Here is a 15699-nt window from a genome sequence, read left to right on the forward strand (position 1 = left end):
CGCTAATAGCGGTATTCCACCCCGGAAGGCAAGATTGTCAGCGCGACAGCAGCGTCAGGGCCGTCATCGAGTCGAGCATACTGCGCGTGACGCCGCCGAACAGGAATTCCCACCAGCGGGCATGCCCGTAGCCGCCCATGACGAGGAGGTCGATGCTGTTATCGGCCAGGCGATTTTCGATTGCGGCTGCCGTGGGCGTTCCGCCGCCGGTTTCCTGCGTCAGCGTCACGTTGATCCCGTGGCGGGCGAGCGTGGCCGCGATCTGGCTTCCGGCGAGTTCGTGCGTATGATGGCCGCGGTCAGGCGGATCGATCACCAGAATTTCGACGCTCTCCGCCGCTTTCAGGAAAGGAAGCGAATCGAAGGTCGCTCGCGCAGCCTCGCGTGAGCCGTTCCAGGCGACCAGCACGCGACGGATCGGTGGGGGTTCGTTTATCGTATAGGGTACGAACAGCATCGGCCGGCCGCTCTCGAAAAGGAAGGTCTCCAGATCGGCGCGATGATCGGCATGAGCGGGATCGCTCTGGCTCGCGACGATCAGATCGACGGCGCGCGCCGTTTCAAGAACCGAGGTGGAGCTGTAGCCGGCGGTCGAGATGAAACTGCGGCATTCGGTCGACAGACCCTCGCGCGCCGTCCGCTCCTTGAAGATCCGTTCAACTTCGGCGGTTTCCTTCTGCGCCACTTCCTGCAACACCTGCACGGCGGCGGGATCGGGAATTTCCATCGGAGCAATGAGGGGAACCGCGGCGAGCGTTTCGGCATGCACGCCGATGATGTGAGCCGAGAACTGCTCGGCGAGAGCCATCGCAAAACCCGTTATCTGAGGAGCATTCTGCGGAGTGTCGAGAACGGCGAGAATGGTCTTGTAGGCCATGGCGGTTACCTCCTCATCGGCTGGTGTCCGTGCGTTGGAACCAGTCTCTATTGATAAGGTGGTGTCCTCATTGACCTTGGTCAAGCATCTGCAAGATGAAGAGAAATCGGATCAGGCGTCCGCCGTCGGGTTGGTCGGGATTTTCGCCTTCCGGATTGCGGCAATCATTGCCGAGACGGCCTCAGAGGCGGCATCGAGGGCCTGCGGCTCACGCGCGCGCACGACGATCTCTGTCGAAAAGCGCTGCCCGTCATATTTCGGGTAGGAGCCGATGCTTGTCTCCGGATGCGCCTTTTGCACGGCGGCGAGAGGCGTTCCGATATCGCCTTCGCCATAGGGGCAGGGAATGGCCCGGGACAACATTTTCGCGCCGGTGCGCAACATCGGCAATACGTTGTCGACCATGGCCTGGAAGACCTGCGGCACGCCGGCCATGACATAGACGTTGCCGATGACGAAGCCGGGTGCTGTGGAGACCGGATTGGGAATGTGCGTTGCTCCCTGCGGCATGCGCGCCATGCGCTGGCGGGCCTCGGTGAATTCCATTCCGCGCCGTTCGTACATCTCGGCAAGCAGCTTCATCGCAGCGGGATCATGGATGCAGGGGACGCCGAACGCGGCCGAGACCGCATCCGCGGTGATGTCGTCATGGGTCGGCCCGATGCCGCCCGAGGTGAAGACGTAATCGTACCGGCTGCGCAGCGCATCCAGCGCTTCGACAATCGCGCCCTCTTCATCGGCGACGATTCGTACCTCCTTCAGGTCGATGCCGGAGAGCGTCAGCAGATCGGCAAGATGACCGATATTCTTGTCCTTGGTGCGGCCGGACAGCAGTTCGTCGCCGATGGCGAGCATGGCGGCGGTAACGATCGAGGACGAAATTTCAGGCATGGCATTCCTCTGCAGGTGCGAAAACTCCTAAGCCCAAAATCTTCGAGGCAGAAGCAAATTGTTGGGGGATCGACAAAGAAATGCCGACCGTCACGAATTTATGACCCGCAAGGGAAAAAGCGTCTCCGAATACTGAACAGTGCGTTGCCTCGACGGGGGTTGGCATCCGGTTTCCGGAGCCGCTACATGTCGGCTTGGTTTCCGGCCGGATCCGGCCCCGTTCAGAAGATAACGCAATTGGAGAAGATCATGCCGAAGGTTCTCGTCCTCTACTATTCCGCATATGGCCATATCGAGAAGATGGCTTATGCCGTTGCGGAGGGTGCCAGGTCCGCAGGCGCGGAGGTGACAGTGAAGCGCGTGCCCGAACTCGTGCCGGAAGATGTCGCCAAGGCGTCCTATTACAAAATGGACCAGGAAGCGCCGATCGCAACTGTCGACGAACTTGCAAATTACGACGCGATCATCGTCGGTTCCGGCACCCGTTTCGGGACCGTCACGTCGCAGATGCGCAATTTCTGGGACCAGACCGGCGGTCTGTGGGCACAGGGCAAGCTTGTCGGCAAGCTCGGCTCCGTCTTCACGTCCTCCGCAACCCAGCACGGTGGACAGGAATCGACCATCCTCGGCTTCATCCCGACGCTGCTTCACCACGGCATGGCCGTGGCAGGCCTGCCCTATGCATTTGCCGGACAGATGGGTGTCGATGAGATCAAGGGCGGCTCGCCTTATGGTGCGAGCACCATCACCGATGGCGACGGCTCCCGCCAGCCGTCGGCAATCGAACTCGAAGGCGCCAAGTATCAGGGCGCGCATGTCGCAAAACTGGCGGCCAAGCTCGCCGCCTGATTCGCGCGAAGACAACGACAAAAAAAAGCGCGGTGAGCGATCACCGCGCTTTTCCCGTTTCAGGCGAAGCGGTCCGGCCGCCGAAGGACTGCCCGAGATGGAGTCGAGGCTGTGCTTTCGTTTCAGCCGATAAAGGAGCAAGCGCGGTCGATTGAAATCGAAAAGCTTCGCGATAGGTATCCTCGATATTTCAGGTGGGGGTTGTCTATCCAATGCGTGCACGCGAGCTTCGTCGCCGGCTAAAATATCTCCTCAGCGGGGACAGTACACTGCCGGGTTACGCCGCAGATGGATTTCGTACCTACAACAAGAATACCGATTTCAAGGACGAGCCCCGCTTTGCAGCGGCATGGGCGTTTGCAGAGGAGGGAAATCGGGAAGCTTGGAAAAAGCGGGGAAGGGTGCCGGATGTCAGATGGCGGGCTCATACCTGTTGCTGGGCGGCTTCCCGGGCATTGAAGCTTGAAGGCGACTTCGTTGAATTCGGGGTCAACGCCGGTCTTCTGTCGATGACGGTGTGCCGATATCTCGACTTCGGCACGATTGATCGGAAATTCTGGCTTTTCGACACCTTCGAAGGAATACCGGCCGGCGAAATGACGATGGATGAGGAGCATTTCCGCAAACAGCGAAACAGGGGCATTTATTTCGATGTGTTCGAGATAGCCAAGCGCAATTTCGCTCCGTTTCCGAACGCGGTTCTCGTCCGAGGGGCGTTACCCGCCAGTCTTGACGGCGTGGCGATTGACAGGATCGCTTATCTCTCTGTGGATCTGAATGCCGCGAGCTACGAGAAGGCAAGCATCGAGAGGGTCTGGGACCGCGTCGTTCCCGGTGCCGCGATCGTTCTCGATGACTACGCTTTCGAAAGTCATGAAGAGCAGAATCGGATGTGGAACGCATTTGCGGCCGATCACGGCCAAGTGGTCCTTACGCTTCCGACCGGCCAGGGCTTGATCGTCAAGCAGTAGGTTGTCCGGACAGCAGCACCCCAAATTGCGAAGTTCGCCGGGCAGGATGATTTCTTCTCGATCCCCGACATCAGGCGTGCTAACCGGCGGTCTTAGACAGATTTCTAGAAGCTAACCCCTCGGTCTTCCTGACCGAAGGGTTTGTTTTCATGATCCTCGCCACTTATCCGATGCGTGGGCAGCCCGGCCGATTGGCAAAGATGACCCGGTTCCGCTCGCCTCTGCTTCCGTAGCCCCGGATCTCGATGGAACGGTTCGAGGTCTTTCCCGGTTGCGGATCATCAAGGTAGCGGCTCGCTTTTCGCATGGCTTCACCCACCGAGCATCCCGAACGCTCGGATCGTGGCCTGTAGTACCGCCGGTCCCGATAATCCTCGTCGTAATACCGCCGTTCACGGTAGCGGTCGTCGTTATAGCGGGGGCCGTCGCGATCGATATAGAGCTCGAAACCCTGGGATAAGGCTTGGGAAGCCCCGCCCAAGGTGGTGGCGATCACGGCGAGCATGCCGAGATATCGTATTGTGGTCGTCCTCATCTGTCGTCTCCTCGATGTGTTGCTGCCCGCAACATAGCGGCCGCAAAATGAATGGGAGCCGAATGAGGCGGACACGGCGTTACTAAAATGCAGAAATGCATAATAATGTTTTGCGTTCCGCCGCTTGACTGAATCTCCTATCTGCTTGAAAAGCAAGGCGCGCGGACGTGGCGAAACTGGTAGACGCAAGGGACTTAAAATCCCTCGACTTCGGTCATACGGGTTCGATCCCCGTCGTCCGCACCAGACGCCCATTTCCGATCAGATCTGGCCCTCTATATCCGTCTCCAGGGAGCAAGCCTTGGGTTACACCTTTGCCATCGGCGATATTCACGGCTGCTTTGCGCAGCTTGAGGAGATGCTCGGCCATATCGAGGCGCAGGCGTCATCCGGACATGTGGTCTTCATCGGCGACTATATCGATCGTGGGCCGGACATCAAAAAAGTCGTCGACCTCGTCATGGCTGGGCCGAAAAAGAGTGGCTGGCGCTGGACCCCGCTGAAGGGCAACCATGAGGACATGCTTGTCCGCGCACATCACGTCCGCGGCGATGAGGGCTCGTTCTGGATCGACAACGGCGGGCGGGAAACATTGGAATCCTTCGGCGGCAGCGTTCCGGAGGAGGTCATCCAATGGTGCGCCGGGCTTCCGCTCATTCATGTCGATGAGCGCCGTATCTTCGTGCATGCCGGCGTGGACAAGGCCCTTCCGCTCGAGGCGCAGAACGAGCGCGATCTAATCTGGAGACGCTATCCCAGCGACTATACCTCTGATTTCTGGGGGCGGCATCTCTGCCATGGGCACACGCCGTTTCCGGGAAATCCGGTGACGGTCGGCAACCGCACCAATATCGACAGCGGTTGTGTGTTCGGCGATTCGCTCTCCTGTGCCGTGTTCGACGACGACGAGCCGGGTGGTCCTGTCCGTTTCCTTCGCGTTCCGGCCTAGTGGCGCCAGAACACGGGCGTGAGCAGGACGAGCATGGTCAGGATTTCCAGGCGGCCGAGCAGCATCATCAGCGAGAGAAGATAAAGCGCGGGATCGCTGATGGTGGAGAAATTGCCGACGGGGCCGATGATCTGGCCGATGCCGGGACCGACATTCGACAAGGCCGTTATAACCGAAGAGGTGGCCGTCAGAATATCGTAACCGAACAGTGTCATGCCGATGCTGCCCACGACCCAGAGGAAGATATAGAGGCTGACGAACAGGAACACGCCGCGCTGGGTTTCCGCATCCACGGTAAGCGCGCCATAGCGAACCGGGTAGATGGCATTCGGATAGATGAGCTTGTTGAGGCCCGCCCGGGCGACATTGAGCATCACGACGAATCGATAGGCCTTGATGCCGCCGGCAGTCGAGCCGGAACAACCGCCCATGAATGTCGCGAAGAAAGCGACCAGCACGACGAACGGCCCCCAGAGTGTATAATCGTCGCTCGCAAAGCCGCCGGTCGACAGGATGGATGCCATGTTGAAGAAGGCATGGATCAGAGCATCATCCAGTTCGACGCCGTTCCTGAGGTGATGATAGACGGCGACGGCAATGGAGATCGCCGTCAGATAGCCGAGGAAGGTAGGGATTTGCGGATCGCGTGCCGCATCCAGACGACCCCTGATGGCAAGAAGGATAATCACCGAAAACGGCAGGCTGCAAATTGTCAGAAAGGTTCCGCCGATGACCAATATGGGCGTGCTCTGGAAATAGGCGAAGGACGCGTCATGCGTGGAAAAGCCGGCCGTCGCGATGGTGGTCATCGCGTGGTTCAGCGCATCGAAATGGGTCATTCCCGCCATGTCGTAGGCAACGGCGCAAGCGAGAGTGAGAAGCACATAAACGACCAGGAAGGCGCGGGTGAAACTGGCAAGCCGGGCGAAGGGTTTGTCGTTGGTTTCCGAAGATTCCAGCTTGAAGATCGAGGCGCCGCCGACCTTCAGGAAGGGCAGGACGAAAAGGCCGAGCGCGACGATCCCGATGCCGCCGAACCAGCAGAGCAGCGACCGCCAGAGCAGGATTCCGGGCGGCATGTCATCGAGGCCGACGATGACGGTCGAGCCCGTGGTGGTGATGCCGGATATGGATTCGAAGACCGCCTGGGCAAACGACAGTTCGTGCTCGGCCAGAAAAAGCGGAATTGCGCCGACCAGCGAAAACATCACCCACAGGACATTGACCAAGAGGAAACCGAGCCGTTTGGTGAAGGCCGGTTGAGGGCCACGGGTGGCGAGCGCCGCCGCCGCCGCGAGACCGCCGACCATGAAGCCGGACATCGCGAACACCTGCCAGTCGCTGTGCCCGTAGTAGAGATCGACCAGCGCCGGCAGGAACATGGCGATAGACAGATAAAGCGCACAAAGCGCAGTCACATAGATGACGGACCGGAAAAGGCTGGCGTTCAAGAAAGGGTTGTCCCTGTTTTCGGAGCCGCGGAAAGATGCTTTGTCACAGCCGCAAGCCTATGGCATAGCGAGGCCCATCTCGAATTTCAATGGATGGCCGATGTGACTAGGGCAGGCGTGACGAAGGCGGGTGTGGACGAAGCCAAGGCGGCCATGCGGGAGATCTTCCCCGAAACGCCGCTGCAATTGAACGAGCACCTGAGCCGGCGCTATGGCACGGACATCTGGCTGAAGCGCGAGGACCTTTCCCCGGTCCGCTCCTACAAGATCCGCGGCGCGTTCAACTTCCTCCGCAAGGCCATCGCGGCTGGCGCGAGCAACAAGACCTTCGTCTGTGCGTCTGCAGGCAATCATGCGCAGGGATTTGCATTCGTCTGCCGTCATTTCAAGGTTCCGGGCGTGGTTTTCATGCCGGTGACGACACCGCAGCAGAAGATCGACAAGACCCGCATGTTCGGCGGCGAGTTCATCACCATCCGTCTGATCGGGGATATCTTCGACCAGTGCTATGCGGCCGCACGTGCGCATGTGGATGAGATCGGCGGGGTGATGGTACCCCCCTTTGACGACGCCGACATCATCGAGGGGCAGGGGACAGTCGCCTCCGAGATCGTCGAGCAGTTGCCGGAGGGCGTGGCGCCTGACATTATCATCCTGCCGGTCGGCGGCGGCGGGCTTTCTTCCGGCGTGACCGGCTACCTTGCCGACCGCACCAGGCCTGAAAATTTCGTCTTCACCGAACCGGCAGGAGCTCCAAGCCTGAAACGGAGCCTGGAGGCGGGGCAGCCCGTCACGCTCGCCAAGCTCGACAATTTTGTCGACGGCGCGGCGGTTGCACGGATCGGCGACCTGAACTTCGAAGCGCTGAAGCATTTTTCTCCCGATCAGGTGCTGCTCCTGCCGGAAAATGCCATCTGCGTTACCATCATCGACATGCTGAATGTCGAGGGGGTCGTCCTGGAGCCGGCCGGGGCCCTGTCGATCGCTGCCCTCGAGGTGCTGGGGCCGGACGCATTGGCCGGCAAGACGGTGATCTGCGTCGTTTCGGGCGGCAATTTCGATTTCGAGCGTCTGCCCGACGTCAAGGAACGGGCGATGCGGTACTCGGGCCTGAAGAAATACTTCATCCTCAGGCTCGCCCAGCGCCCGGGCGCGCTGCGGGATTTCCTCAATCTTCTCGGTCCCGAGGACGATATCGCCCGCTTCGAATACCTGAAGAAATCCGCCCGCAATTTCGGCTCCATCTTGATCGGCATCGAAACCAAGAGGCCCGAGAACTTCAACCAGTTGGTGGAGCGGTTCGAGGCCGCCGGCATGGGTTATCAGGACATAACCGAGAACGACATTCTCGCAAGCCTCATCATCTGAGGCCGAGGGTTTGCTTCAGCCAGATGACGATCCGCTCGGCTACCGGTGCGGTCGTTGCCGGTGAAAGAATATCGCCGGCGATCACGTGGTTGCCGGGATCGCCGGTTTTGCCGACATCGACGATCTCCTGCTGCCCGCCCCAGCGACCGGCGATATCGCGCACCTTGTCCGGCCGGACGACCTGATCGAGCGAGGAATGGAGGAACAGGGCAGGTGTCGCGATTTTCTCGATCGGGGCATTGACCGAGAGTTTCACGAGCGCAGCCATCGGCAGGAGTGCACGGGTCGGATATTCCACCGTCCAATGGGCCGCATGCTTTTCGTTGTGAGGTGTGAAGCTGCGAGTGGAGCCGAGCAGCAATCGAGAAAGCTGCGGCGCGATCGGCGTGGTGAGCAGAAAGGCTCCGAAGCTTTTGATGCCATAATTCGGCGACAGGAAGACTGCGGCCGCGACGCGGGGGCCGACTTTCGGATCGGCAAGTGCCAGTGTAGCCAGCGAAGCGCCGGTGGAGGTGGCGATGACGATGACCCGCTCGCCGATTGCTTCGCCGATGGCCAATGCTTCGGAAAAATCCGAAAACCAGTGTTCCAGCGCCGCTTCGCCCATGGCCCCGCCATCTCGCCCATGCCCCGTCAGACGCGTAAAGAAGAGGTTGGCGCCGATCGCAGCCGCGACGCGGTCGGGCAGGGGACGGACCTCTTCGGCCGACGCCGAAAAGCCGTGGATATAGACGACGGCAACGGGCGTCTTTGCTTTTGTTGCGGGATCGGCCCAGCGGATATGCTTGGCTGCGCCTGGCCGGAGGTCGCGGAATCGGCTTTCCTCGGTCGCCAGATAGGCCTCGATATCGCTGCCGAGACGGGCATCGTCAAAAGCTGGAAAGCCTTCAACGGGCATGCGCGGTTCGGCCATCAGCAGAGCTCCGGATGTGATCGCCAGAACAACGAAGACACAAGCAAACATTCGCCATGCCGGAAAACTCCTTCCCATCCGCGCCTCCATGCCGGGAGGATAGGCGCGCTTTGCAACGGTGGTAAGTCTATTTTCCGCAGATTTTCGGCTTGGCGGGCAGGGCGCAGAAGCCGCGGCGATCCGCCTCGACCCGCGTTTTTTCGATCACATTCGTCCAGACGAGGCCGGGAAAGCCGTCCGGCACCATGTCCCACGCCTCCCGGTCATCGATGCCCGATGAGCCGGCGTCGCCCGCTTCGAAGGCCCCGAGGAGCACGACATCCGATCCGGCAGCGCGCATGCGGTTGTAGAAGCGTTCTGGCCAGCCCCAGAGCAGGAAGGCGAGGTTGGCGGGCACCGGCACGAGACCATTGCTGCAGGCTGCCGGCACATGGCCGCTCCAGCCGAGGGCAAGATAGGTGACGAGGCAGGATTTTGCCGTTCGGGCGGAATAGCCGGGCAGCCCCGTCACCAGCGCCATGCTTCTTTCCGTCGGCTCGTCGCCGCCATAGACGCCGAAGGTGGCCTCACGAAAGGCGGGCTGCGTTGCGAGCATGGCGGCCAGCGCTTCGCCTTCCTCGGTGCGGCGGCTCTTGAAATTGACGAGGAAGCGGCCGTCAGGAAAAGTCTGGAAGACTTCGGGGAGGGTCGGCATCAGGCCGTTCCCCTTGCCGCGGAACGGAAATGTCCTGCCGCCGTCGGCAGTATAGCCGTAGCCGATGTCGAGCGTCTTCAGCACGCTCATCGGGGTTTGCTCGGTAATGCCTTTGCCATTGGTCCGGCAGTCGAGTGTCCAGTCGTGAAAGACGGCGAACTGCTTGTCGGGTGTCAGGTGAACGTCAAGTTCGACAACATCGGCACCGGCATCGAAGGCTGCCTTCATGCTCGGCAGGGTGTTTTCGAGAAACTCATGGGTGGGAGGCAACATCAGGCTAGCCGTGCAGGTGTCGTTCTGCAGATTGCTCGATTCGAACAGCTGATGTTGCCCGCGGTGGGCGATGATGCGCAGCGGAGCATCCTGCGGAAAGCTCGAAAAGAGCGAGGTGTTTCCGATCCAGAGTGCGGCGGCAATCGCGATCGGCGCGGCAGCGGCGATTTTCCATTTCATGAAGCTCACTCCGACTCGATGCGGTGGATATGAGCCTTGTTCAGATTCGATTGCGACATTTCCGAGATGGGCCGCTTCCTGCGCCCGGAGGAATGTGATAGGCAGCCGCCATGGCTTCGTTTCTATCCAATATCCTCTCGATCTTCTCCGGCGGCGGAAAGTCCGCCGAACCGTCCGCTCCGGCTGCCAAGCCGGTGGAGCACAACGGCTGCATGATCCATCCGGCCCCGATCCGCGAAGGTTCGCAGTTCAGATTGGCGGGACGGATCGAAAAGGATATGGGTGGCGAGGTTCTGGTCCGGACCTTCGTTCGCGCGGACGTCTTCACGTCGATGGATGATGCCGTCGAGTACACGATCAAAAAGGCGCAGCAGATCATCGACCAGAACGGTGCTTCTTTGTTTGCCGATGGCGAGAAGTCACGCTCGGCCTGACGGGCATGCGGCCGCGGGAAAGCGGATACACAATCAGATAAAATTAAACGATTTTGCGGTAGGTTGGACATCTGTTCAGATTGTCCTTTGCTGCGGTCGTTTTTTGATGCGGTTTCCCCGTTCATATTTGGTGCGTATCGGCAGCTGCGGGCTCATTGCCTGTTTTGCTCCAGACATGGTCTTTGCTGACGACGGGATATCGCAGGCATCTTCGCTCGACCTCACCTGGATTCTGGTCGCCGCCGCTCTCGTCATGATGATGCAGGTGGGTTTCCTTCTGCTCGAAGCCGGTATGGTCCGATCGAAGAATTCGATCAACGTGGCGCAGAAGAATCTCCTCGATTTCGTCTTCGGCGTCGTCGCATTCGCCGCTGTCGGCTTCATGATCGCTTTCGGACGCTCGGACGGCTTCGTTTTCGGCATGCAGAGCGAGTTCTATTTCCTGCGGGAGCTGGATTCCGGGAAGGCGGCGTTCTTCGTCTTCCAGGTCATGTTCTGCGGCACCGCGGCGACGATCGTTTCCGGCGCGGTCGCGGAGCGGATGAAGCTTTCGGCCTATGTCTTCGGCTCTCTTCTGATGTCCGGCCTGATCTATCCGGTCTTCGTTCACTGGGCCTGGGGAACGGCGCTGTTTCCCAATCCTTCCGCCTTCCTGACGGCAATGGGCTTCGTCGATTTTGCGGGTTCCACGGTCGTGCACTCGACCGGCGGCTGGGTGGCGCTCGCCGCCTGCCTGGTGATCGGTCCGCGGATCGGCAAGTTCAATGCGGATGGGTCCGTGACCCGCATCACCGGCCATAGCCCGGTTCTGTCTACGACCGGGGCATTGCTGCTCTTCATCGGGTGGATCGGCTTCAATGGCGGCTCGACGCTTGCCGCTTCGCAAGATGTCGCGCCGATCATCATGAATACCGTTCTGGCGGGCGCTATGGGAGCCTGCGTCGGCTATGTGATCGGCTTTTACCAGGACGGCGTCATTCTGCCGGAGAAGTCGAATTCCGGCCTGCTCGGCGGGCTGGTGGCGGTGACGGCTGGCTGTCACATCCTCGACCCCGCAAGCGCCCTGATGATCGGCGCGGCGGGCGGCGCGGTGGCAATCCTCGGCAATGCCTTTATCGAAAACAAGCTCAGGATCGATGATGCCGTCGGGGCGATCGGCGTCCATGCGTTTGCCGGCGTGGCGGGGACGCTGCTTCTTGTCTTTCTGGCTCCGGTGGATCAATTGCCGGCCGGCAGCAGGTTGGCGCAACTCCATGTGCAACTTGTCGGTGTCGGCCTGAATTTCTACTGGTCGTTCGGGATCGGCTATGCCTTCTTCTGGTTTGCCGACCGGACGATGCGCATCCGGGTCACTCGAACGGATGAGGAGGACGGGCTTAACATTGCCGAACATGCCACACGTCTGGGGGTGGGACATGTGGAGGAGGCGATCAGTGATCTGCTGGAGGGCAATGCCGACCTAACCAAGCGTCTGCCGGTCGTGAAAGGCGACGAGGCGGAAAAGCTGACGGGCCTTTTCAACCGTCTGATGGACAATATCGAGGAAGAGGAGCGCAACCGCGGCGAGCTGATGGAGCTCAAGCGGGACCACGAGGAGGCAGAGCGCGTCGCCGCAATCGCCAACGCCACCTTCGAGGCCATCGTCATGCACAGGGATGGTCTGATCGTCGACGGCAACGACCAGCTTGCCAAGCTTGTTGGCTCTCCCATCGCAGATCTGGTGGGCCGGCCGATCTTTGACTTCCTGAACGAGGGCGACAGGCGCCTCATCCAGATGATGATGGAGAAGGATGACGGGCGCTCCTACGAAATCCGGCTGAGGCTCGCAAGCGGCGAGGAGATACCGGTACAGGCGCGCGGGCGTTACATGCGCTATCGCGGCGAAACGGTGCGGGTCGGCTGCCTCGTCGACCTGCGCGAACGGAAAGAGGCCGAGAGGCGCATGCGGCATCTCGCGCTCCACGATCCGTTGACCGGCTTGCCCAACCGCGTCCTTTTCTCCGAACGGCTTGCCGATCTGGTAGAGTGGGCAGGTGAGGGCGCCGGTTGCGCCGTCTTCATGGTCGATATCGACCGTTTCAAGGACATCAACGACATTCATGGGCATCAGGCGGGAGACGCGGTCATTCGCGAAATGGCAGCGCGTCTTTCCAACCAGGCCGGGCCGGAAGCCGTGGTCGCTCGCCTGGGCGGCGACGAGTTCGCCGTCATCCTGGCAGACGTGCCGGCCGAAAATGAAATGGAACAATTCGGCAATCAACTGCTTGCCGCAACGGCCGCCCCCGTCAAAATCGGCTATGGAGAGGAGGTCGCCATCAGCGTGAGTATCGGCTGTGCGCTCTGCCCCGTGCATGCACACGACATGGATGCTTTGATCGGTTGCGCAGACGTTGCGCTCTACCACGCGAAAAATGCCGGCCGGAATGCATGCCACATCTTCAAGCCCGGCATGAACGAGCTGATCGAAAAGCGGCGTGCGCTGGAAGCCGACCTTGATCTTGCCCTGCAGCACCGCGAGTTCGAACTGTATCTGCAGCCGCGTGTTCAGGCAGCTTCAGGCGATATAACGGGCTACGAGGCACTGCTGCGCTGGCATCACCCCAAACGGGGGATGATCAGCCCCGGCGACTTCATCCCGGTCGCCGAGGCTTCCGGCAAGATCATCCAGTTGGGTGGATGGGTGCTCGCCGAGGCCTGCCGCCTGCTCGATCACGTCAAGGGCCATATCAGCGTGAATGTCAGCCCGCTGCAATTCCGGCATGCGAATTTCGTTACGGATCTCACCGAACTTCTGAACCAGACTGCAGCCGATCCACGGCGCATCGAACTCGAGATCACCGAAAGCGTTCTCATCGAAGACGACAGACGCGCCGTCGAAATCCTCAACGAGCTAAAGCAGATTGGTTTCCATATCGCGCTCGACGATTTCGGCACCGGTTATTCGTCTCTCAGCTATCTCAGCCGGTATCCTTTCGACACGATCAAGATAGACCGCAGCTTCGTCAGCAATCTTGCGGCCGTCACCAGCGCTCAGGTCATCGTGCGGACCATCATCGATCTCGGTGCAGGTCTCGGCATGAAGATTGTCGCGGAAGGCGTCGAGACGATGGAGGAGGCGCTCTTCCTCGCTTATGCGGGCTGCGACGAACTGCAGGGCTATCTCCTTGGCAGGCCCGCGAGCATGAAGACGATTGCTCGGGAAGTTGATCCGGCCGTTGCCCTCCAGTTGCGCAACATGCCGAAAAAGTTGCCCCAGATCGAGGATTTCGGAGCTTTTGAGGCTGAAACGTTTAAGCCGTTATTGCTTCATCATGCGTAACCACCTAATCCGGTTAGGGCGGCGCATTCGGGAAAAGCAGCCGTTGCGACGGCTTCAGATCTGCAGGGGTTGATACAGGTCGAAGATGCAAGTTTTCAATCTCGCATTGTTCCTGCTGGAAGCGGTCATCTACTTCACCCTGATGACCGCCTTTCTTCATTTCCGGCGCGTGCTTGGCCTCGGGGTCTTTTTGACGGCACTCGGCGTCATGCACTTCATGGAGACCTACCTCGCAGCGGTCTTTTATGTCGAGCTTCCCTTCGGAACCGTTTCCCCTGGCTCCTCGATCTTCTTTGCCGGCAAGTTGATGATGATCCTGCTCCTTTACCTGAAGGAGGACGCAGCAGTCGTGCGCCAGCCGATCTACGGGCTCTTTCTGGGAAATCTCCTGACGGTCGGCATAGCCCAGTTCGTGCAGCTTCATGACGTCACCACCCTGCCAGCCGGCCGGGCCGTCGATGTCGGCTTTCTGAACGAGATGGGGTGGCTGATGGTGTGGGGCACTGGCCTGCTTTATCTCGATGCGATCGGCATCATCCTGCTTTATGAGCGGCTGGGACGTCTCTTCCGCAACTCCGTCGTTCTCAGGTTCGCCGTCAGCGGTGCGGCCGTTCTGACATTCGACCAATTCGGCTTCTACGCAGCCCTCAACATGCTTTTCGATGCGCCTCTCTCCGTCCTCCTCGGAGGCTGGTACGCCAAGCTCGTTGCGGTGGTCGTCTATTCCCTGCTTTTTGCGATCTACCTCAAGATCGACCAGAAACCGCGGCCGGCCCGGGCGACACGGGAGATCTCCGATATCTTCAATGACCTGACCTTCCGCGAGCGTTATCAGGCGCTGCTCGCCAAGAGCGGAGTCGATGGATTGACCGGCGTCCTGGACCGTAGCCGCCTGGAGGCGGATGCGCCGCGGCTGATCCGCAATTGCCTTGACGCCGGCCGGGCGCTGAGCCTCGTGATTGTCGACGTCGACAGGTTCAAGGACGTGAATGACCGCTTTGGCCACTTGAAGGGGGACGAAATCCTGAAGGACGTGGCGGGCCGGCTGCAGATCGGCTCGCGGCCGACCGACCACCTGTCTCGCTTCGGCGGTGAAGAATTCGTGCTGATCCTTCCGGATACCGATCATAACGGCGCCCTGATGCTTGCCGACCGCCTGCGTATCGAAATCGGCCGAATGGTGAAGCGGCCGGACGGACAACCGGTAACCGCATCCTTTGGGGTCGCTACGGCACCTGAAGACGGTTTCATTCTCGAGGCGCTTCTGTCCTGCGCGGACGAGCGGCTCTACAGGGCAAAAAATGACGGCCGGAACAACGTTCACGGCCGTCTCGGCAGGCTCGCCTCGTCGGAGGCGGGAACGGAGGCTTAGGCCGCGAGAGCGAGCTCCGAAGTCTTCGCGGTGGCGTCGGAAATGGCCTTGTCGAAGGCTTCCGGACCGAATGCCGTGCCTTCCACATAGATGACTTCGATGTCGGTCATCCCCATGAAGCCCAGAACTGTCTTCAGGTAGGGTACCGCGTGGTTCATGCCCGCGGCAGGACCTTCGGAATAGACGCCGGCGGCGGAGAGGACGATATAGACCTTCTTGCCGGTGGCGAGGCCGATCGGGCCGCTTTCCGTATAACGGAAGGTCTGGCCGGCGCGGGCGACATTGTCGATCCAGGATTTCAGCGTCGAATAGATATTGAAGTTGATGAGGCCGGTGGCGAGCACGACGGTGTCGGCCGCGAGCAGCTCGGCGACAAGCTTGTCGGAGTACTCGGCAGCGGCAGCCTCTTCCGGCGTGCGGTCCTGCGGAGCCTTGCGGATTGCGGCCGTCGAGACGATATCGAGGTGCGGAATGGGGGCGGTGCCGAGGTCGCGATGAATGACGGACTCGTTCGGCTTGCGGGCCTGCAGCTTCTCAACGAATTCCGAGGCGATCTTGGTGGAAAGCGACTCGGCGCGCGGGCTGGAGGTGACGAGGAGAATGGTCATGGGGGCATTCCTTAC

General features: G+C 60.4%; 14 protein-coding genes and 1 tRNA gene. 8 read left to right on the plus strand and 7 right to left on the minus strand.

Annotation, left to right across the window (positions count from 1 at the left end; all coding sequences use genetic code 11):
- Positions 1 to 37 precede the first annotated feature (37 nt).
- Together C5L12_RS23925 and C5L12_RS23930 are read right to left on the minus strand one after the other, a co-directional pair.
- Positions 38 to 877, minus strand: coding sequence for a universal stress protein (locus C5L12_RS23925; protein WP_105374566.1), 840 nt, complete (start codon positions 875 to 877; stop codon positions 38 to 40).
- 111 nt (positions 878 to 988) lie between these two features.
- The gene (locus C5L12_RS23930; protein ID WP_105374567.1) at positions 989 to 1768 is read right to left on the minus strand and encodes a competence/damage-inducible protein A; all 780 of its coding nucleotides are present in this window, start codon (positions 1766 to 1768) and stop codon (positions 989 to 991) included.
- Positions 1769 to 2017: 249 nt separating this feature from the next.
- On the opposite strand from C5L12_RS23930, the gene wrbA reads away from it, so the two are divergent.
- Together wrbA and C5L12_RS23940 are read left to right on the plus strand one after the other, a co-directional pair.
- Complete coding sequence (gene wrbA / locus C5L12_RS23935) at positions 2018 to 2617, plus strand: NAD(P)H:quinone oxidoreductase type IV (RefSeq protein ID WP_105374595.1); 600 nt, start codon at positions 2018 to 2020, stop codon at positions 2615 to 2617.
- Between the two features lie 212 nt (positions 2618 to 2829).
- On the plus strand, positions 2830 to 3588 hold the full coding sequence (locus C5L12_RS23940) for a TylF/MycF/NovP-related O-methyltransferase (protein WP_105374568.1): 759 nt from the start codon (positions 2830 to 2832) through the stop codon (positions 3586 to 3588).
- Positions 3589 to 3751: 163 nt separating this feature from the next.
- On the opposite strand, the gene C5L12_RS23945 is transcribed toward C5L12_RS23940, so the two are convergent.
- The gene (locus tag C5L12_RS23945; RefSeq protein ID WP_245423009.1) at positions 3752 to 4123 is read right to left on the minus strand and encodes a hypothetical protein; all 372 of its coding nucleotides are present in this window, start codon (positions 4121 to 4123) and stop codon (positions 3752 to 3754) included.
- Positions 4124 to 4284: 161 nt separating this feature from the next.
- Here C5L12_RS23945 and C5L12_RS23950 point away from each other — a divergent pair.
- A tRNA-Leu gene (locus C5L12_RS23950) sits at positions 4285 to 4369 on the plus strand.
- 55 nt (positions 4370 to 4424) lie between these two features.
- Positions 4425 to 5072, plus strand: a complete 648-nt coding sequence (locus tag C5L12_RS23955; protein ID WP_105374569.1) for a metallophosphoesterase family protein — start codon at positions 4425 to 4427, stop codon at positions 5070 to 5072.
- On the opposite strand, the gene C5L12_RS23960 is transcribed toward C5L12_RS23955, so the two are convergent.
- Complete coding sequence (locus tag C5L12_RS23960; RefSeq protein WP_105374570.1) at positions 5069 to 6523, minus strand: TrkH family potassium uptake protein; 1455 nt, start codon at positions 6521 to 6523, stop codon at positions 5069 to 5071. The two genes, C5L12_RS23955 and C5L12_RS23960, sit on opposite strands and share 4 nt — an antisense overlap.
- A 93-nt stretch (positions 6524 to 6616) precedes the next feature.
- On the opposite strand from C5L12_RS23960, the gene ilvA reads away from it, so the two are divergent.
- The gene (ilvA, locus tag C5L12_RS23965; RefSeq protein ID WP_105374571.1) at positions 6617 to 7891 is read left to right on the plus strand and encodes a threonine ammonia-lyase; all 1275 of its coding nucleotides are present in this window, start codon (positions 6617 to 6619) and stop codon (positions 7889 to 7891) included.
- On the opposite strand, the gene C5L12_RS23970 is transcribed toward ilvA, so the two are convergent.
- Both C5L12_RS23970 and C5L12_RS23975 read right to left on the minus strand, forming a co-directional pair.
- Positions 7884 to 8882, minus strand: coding sequence for an alpha/beta hydrolase (locus C5L12_RS23970; protein WP_105374572.1), 999 nt, complete (start codon positions 8880 to 8882; stop codon positions 7884 to 7886). The genes ilvA and C5L12_RS23970 overlap by 8 nt on opposite strands.
- Before the next feature lie 49 nt (positions 8883 to 8931).
- Positions 8932 to 9951: a glycerophosphodiester phosphodiesterase family protein gene (locus C5L12_RS23975; RefSeq protein ID WP_105374573.1), complete on the minus strand. Its 1020-nt coding sequence runs from the start codon at positions 9949 to 9951 to the stop codon at positions 8932 to 8934.
- 110 nt (positions 9952 to 10061) lie between these two features.
- On the opposite strand from C5L12_RS23975, the gene C5L12_RS23980 reads away from it, so the two are divergent.
- From C5L12_RS23980 to C5L12_RS23990, 3 genes are all read left to right on the plus strand, one after another.
- Entirely contained in the window at positions 10062 to 10385 is a 324-nt protein-coding gene (locus tag C5L12_RS23980) for an HlyU family transcriptional regulator (protein WP_105374574.1), read from the plus strand.
- 130 nt (positions 10386 to 10515) lie between these two features.
- Entirely contained in the window at positions 10516 to 13704 is a 3189-nt protein-coding gene (amt, locus tag C5L12_RS23985; RefSeq protein ID WP_245423011.1) for an ammonium transporter, read from the plus strand.
- Between the two features lie 85 nt (positions 13705 to 13789).
- Positions 13790 to 15076 carry a GGDEF domain-containing protein gene (locus tag C5L12_RS23990; RefSeq protein ID WP_105374575.1) on the plus strand — a complete coding sequence of 429 codons (1287 nt, stop codon included), beginning with the start codon at positions 13790 to 13792 and terminating at the stop codon, positions 15074 to 15076.
- Here the strand turns inward: C5L12_RS23990 and C5L12_RS23995 are convergent.
- On the minus strand, positions 15073 to 15684 hold the full coding sequence (locus tag C5L12_RS23995) for an FMN-dependent NADH-azoreductase (RefSeq protein ID WP_105374576.1): 612 nt from the start codon (positions 15682 to 15684) through the stop codon (positions 15073 to 15075). The two genes, C5L12_RS23990 and C5L12_RS23995, sit on opposite strands and share 4 nt — an antisense overlap.
- Between the last annotated feature and the right edge of the window lie 15 nt (positions 15685 to 15699).

The organism is Neorhizobium huautlense, assembly GCF_002968575.1.
In the GTDB taxonomy this organism is placed as follows: Bacteria; Pseudomonadota; Alphaproteobacteria; order Rhizobiales; family Rhizobiaceae; genus Neorhizobium; species Neorhizobium huautlense.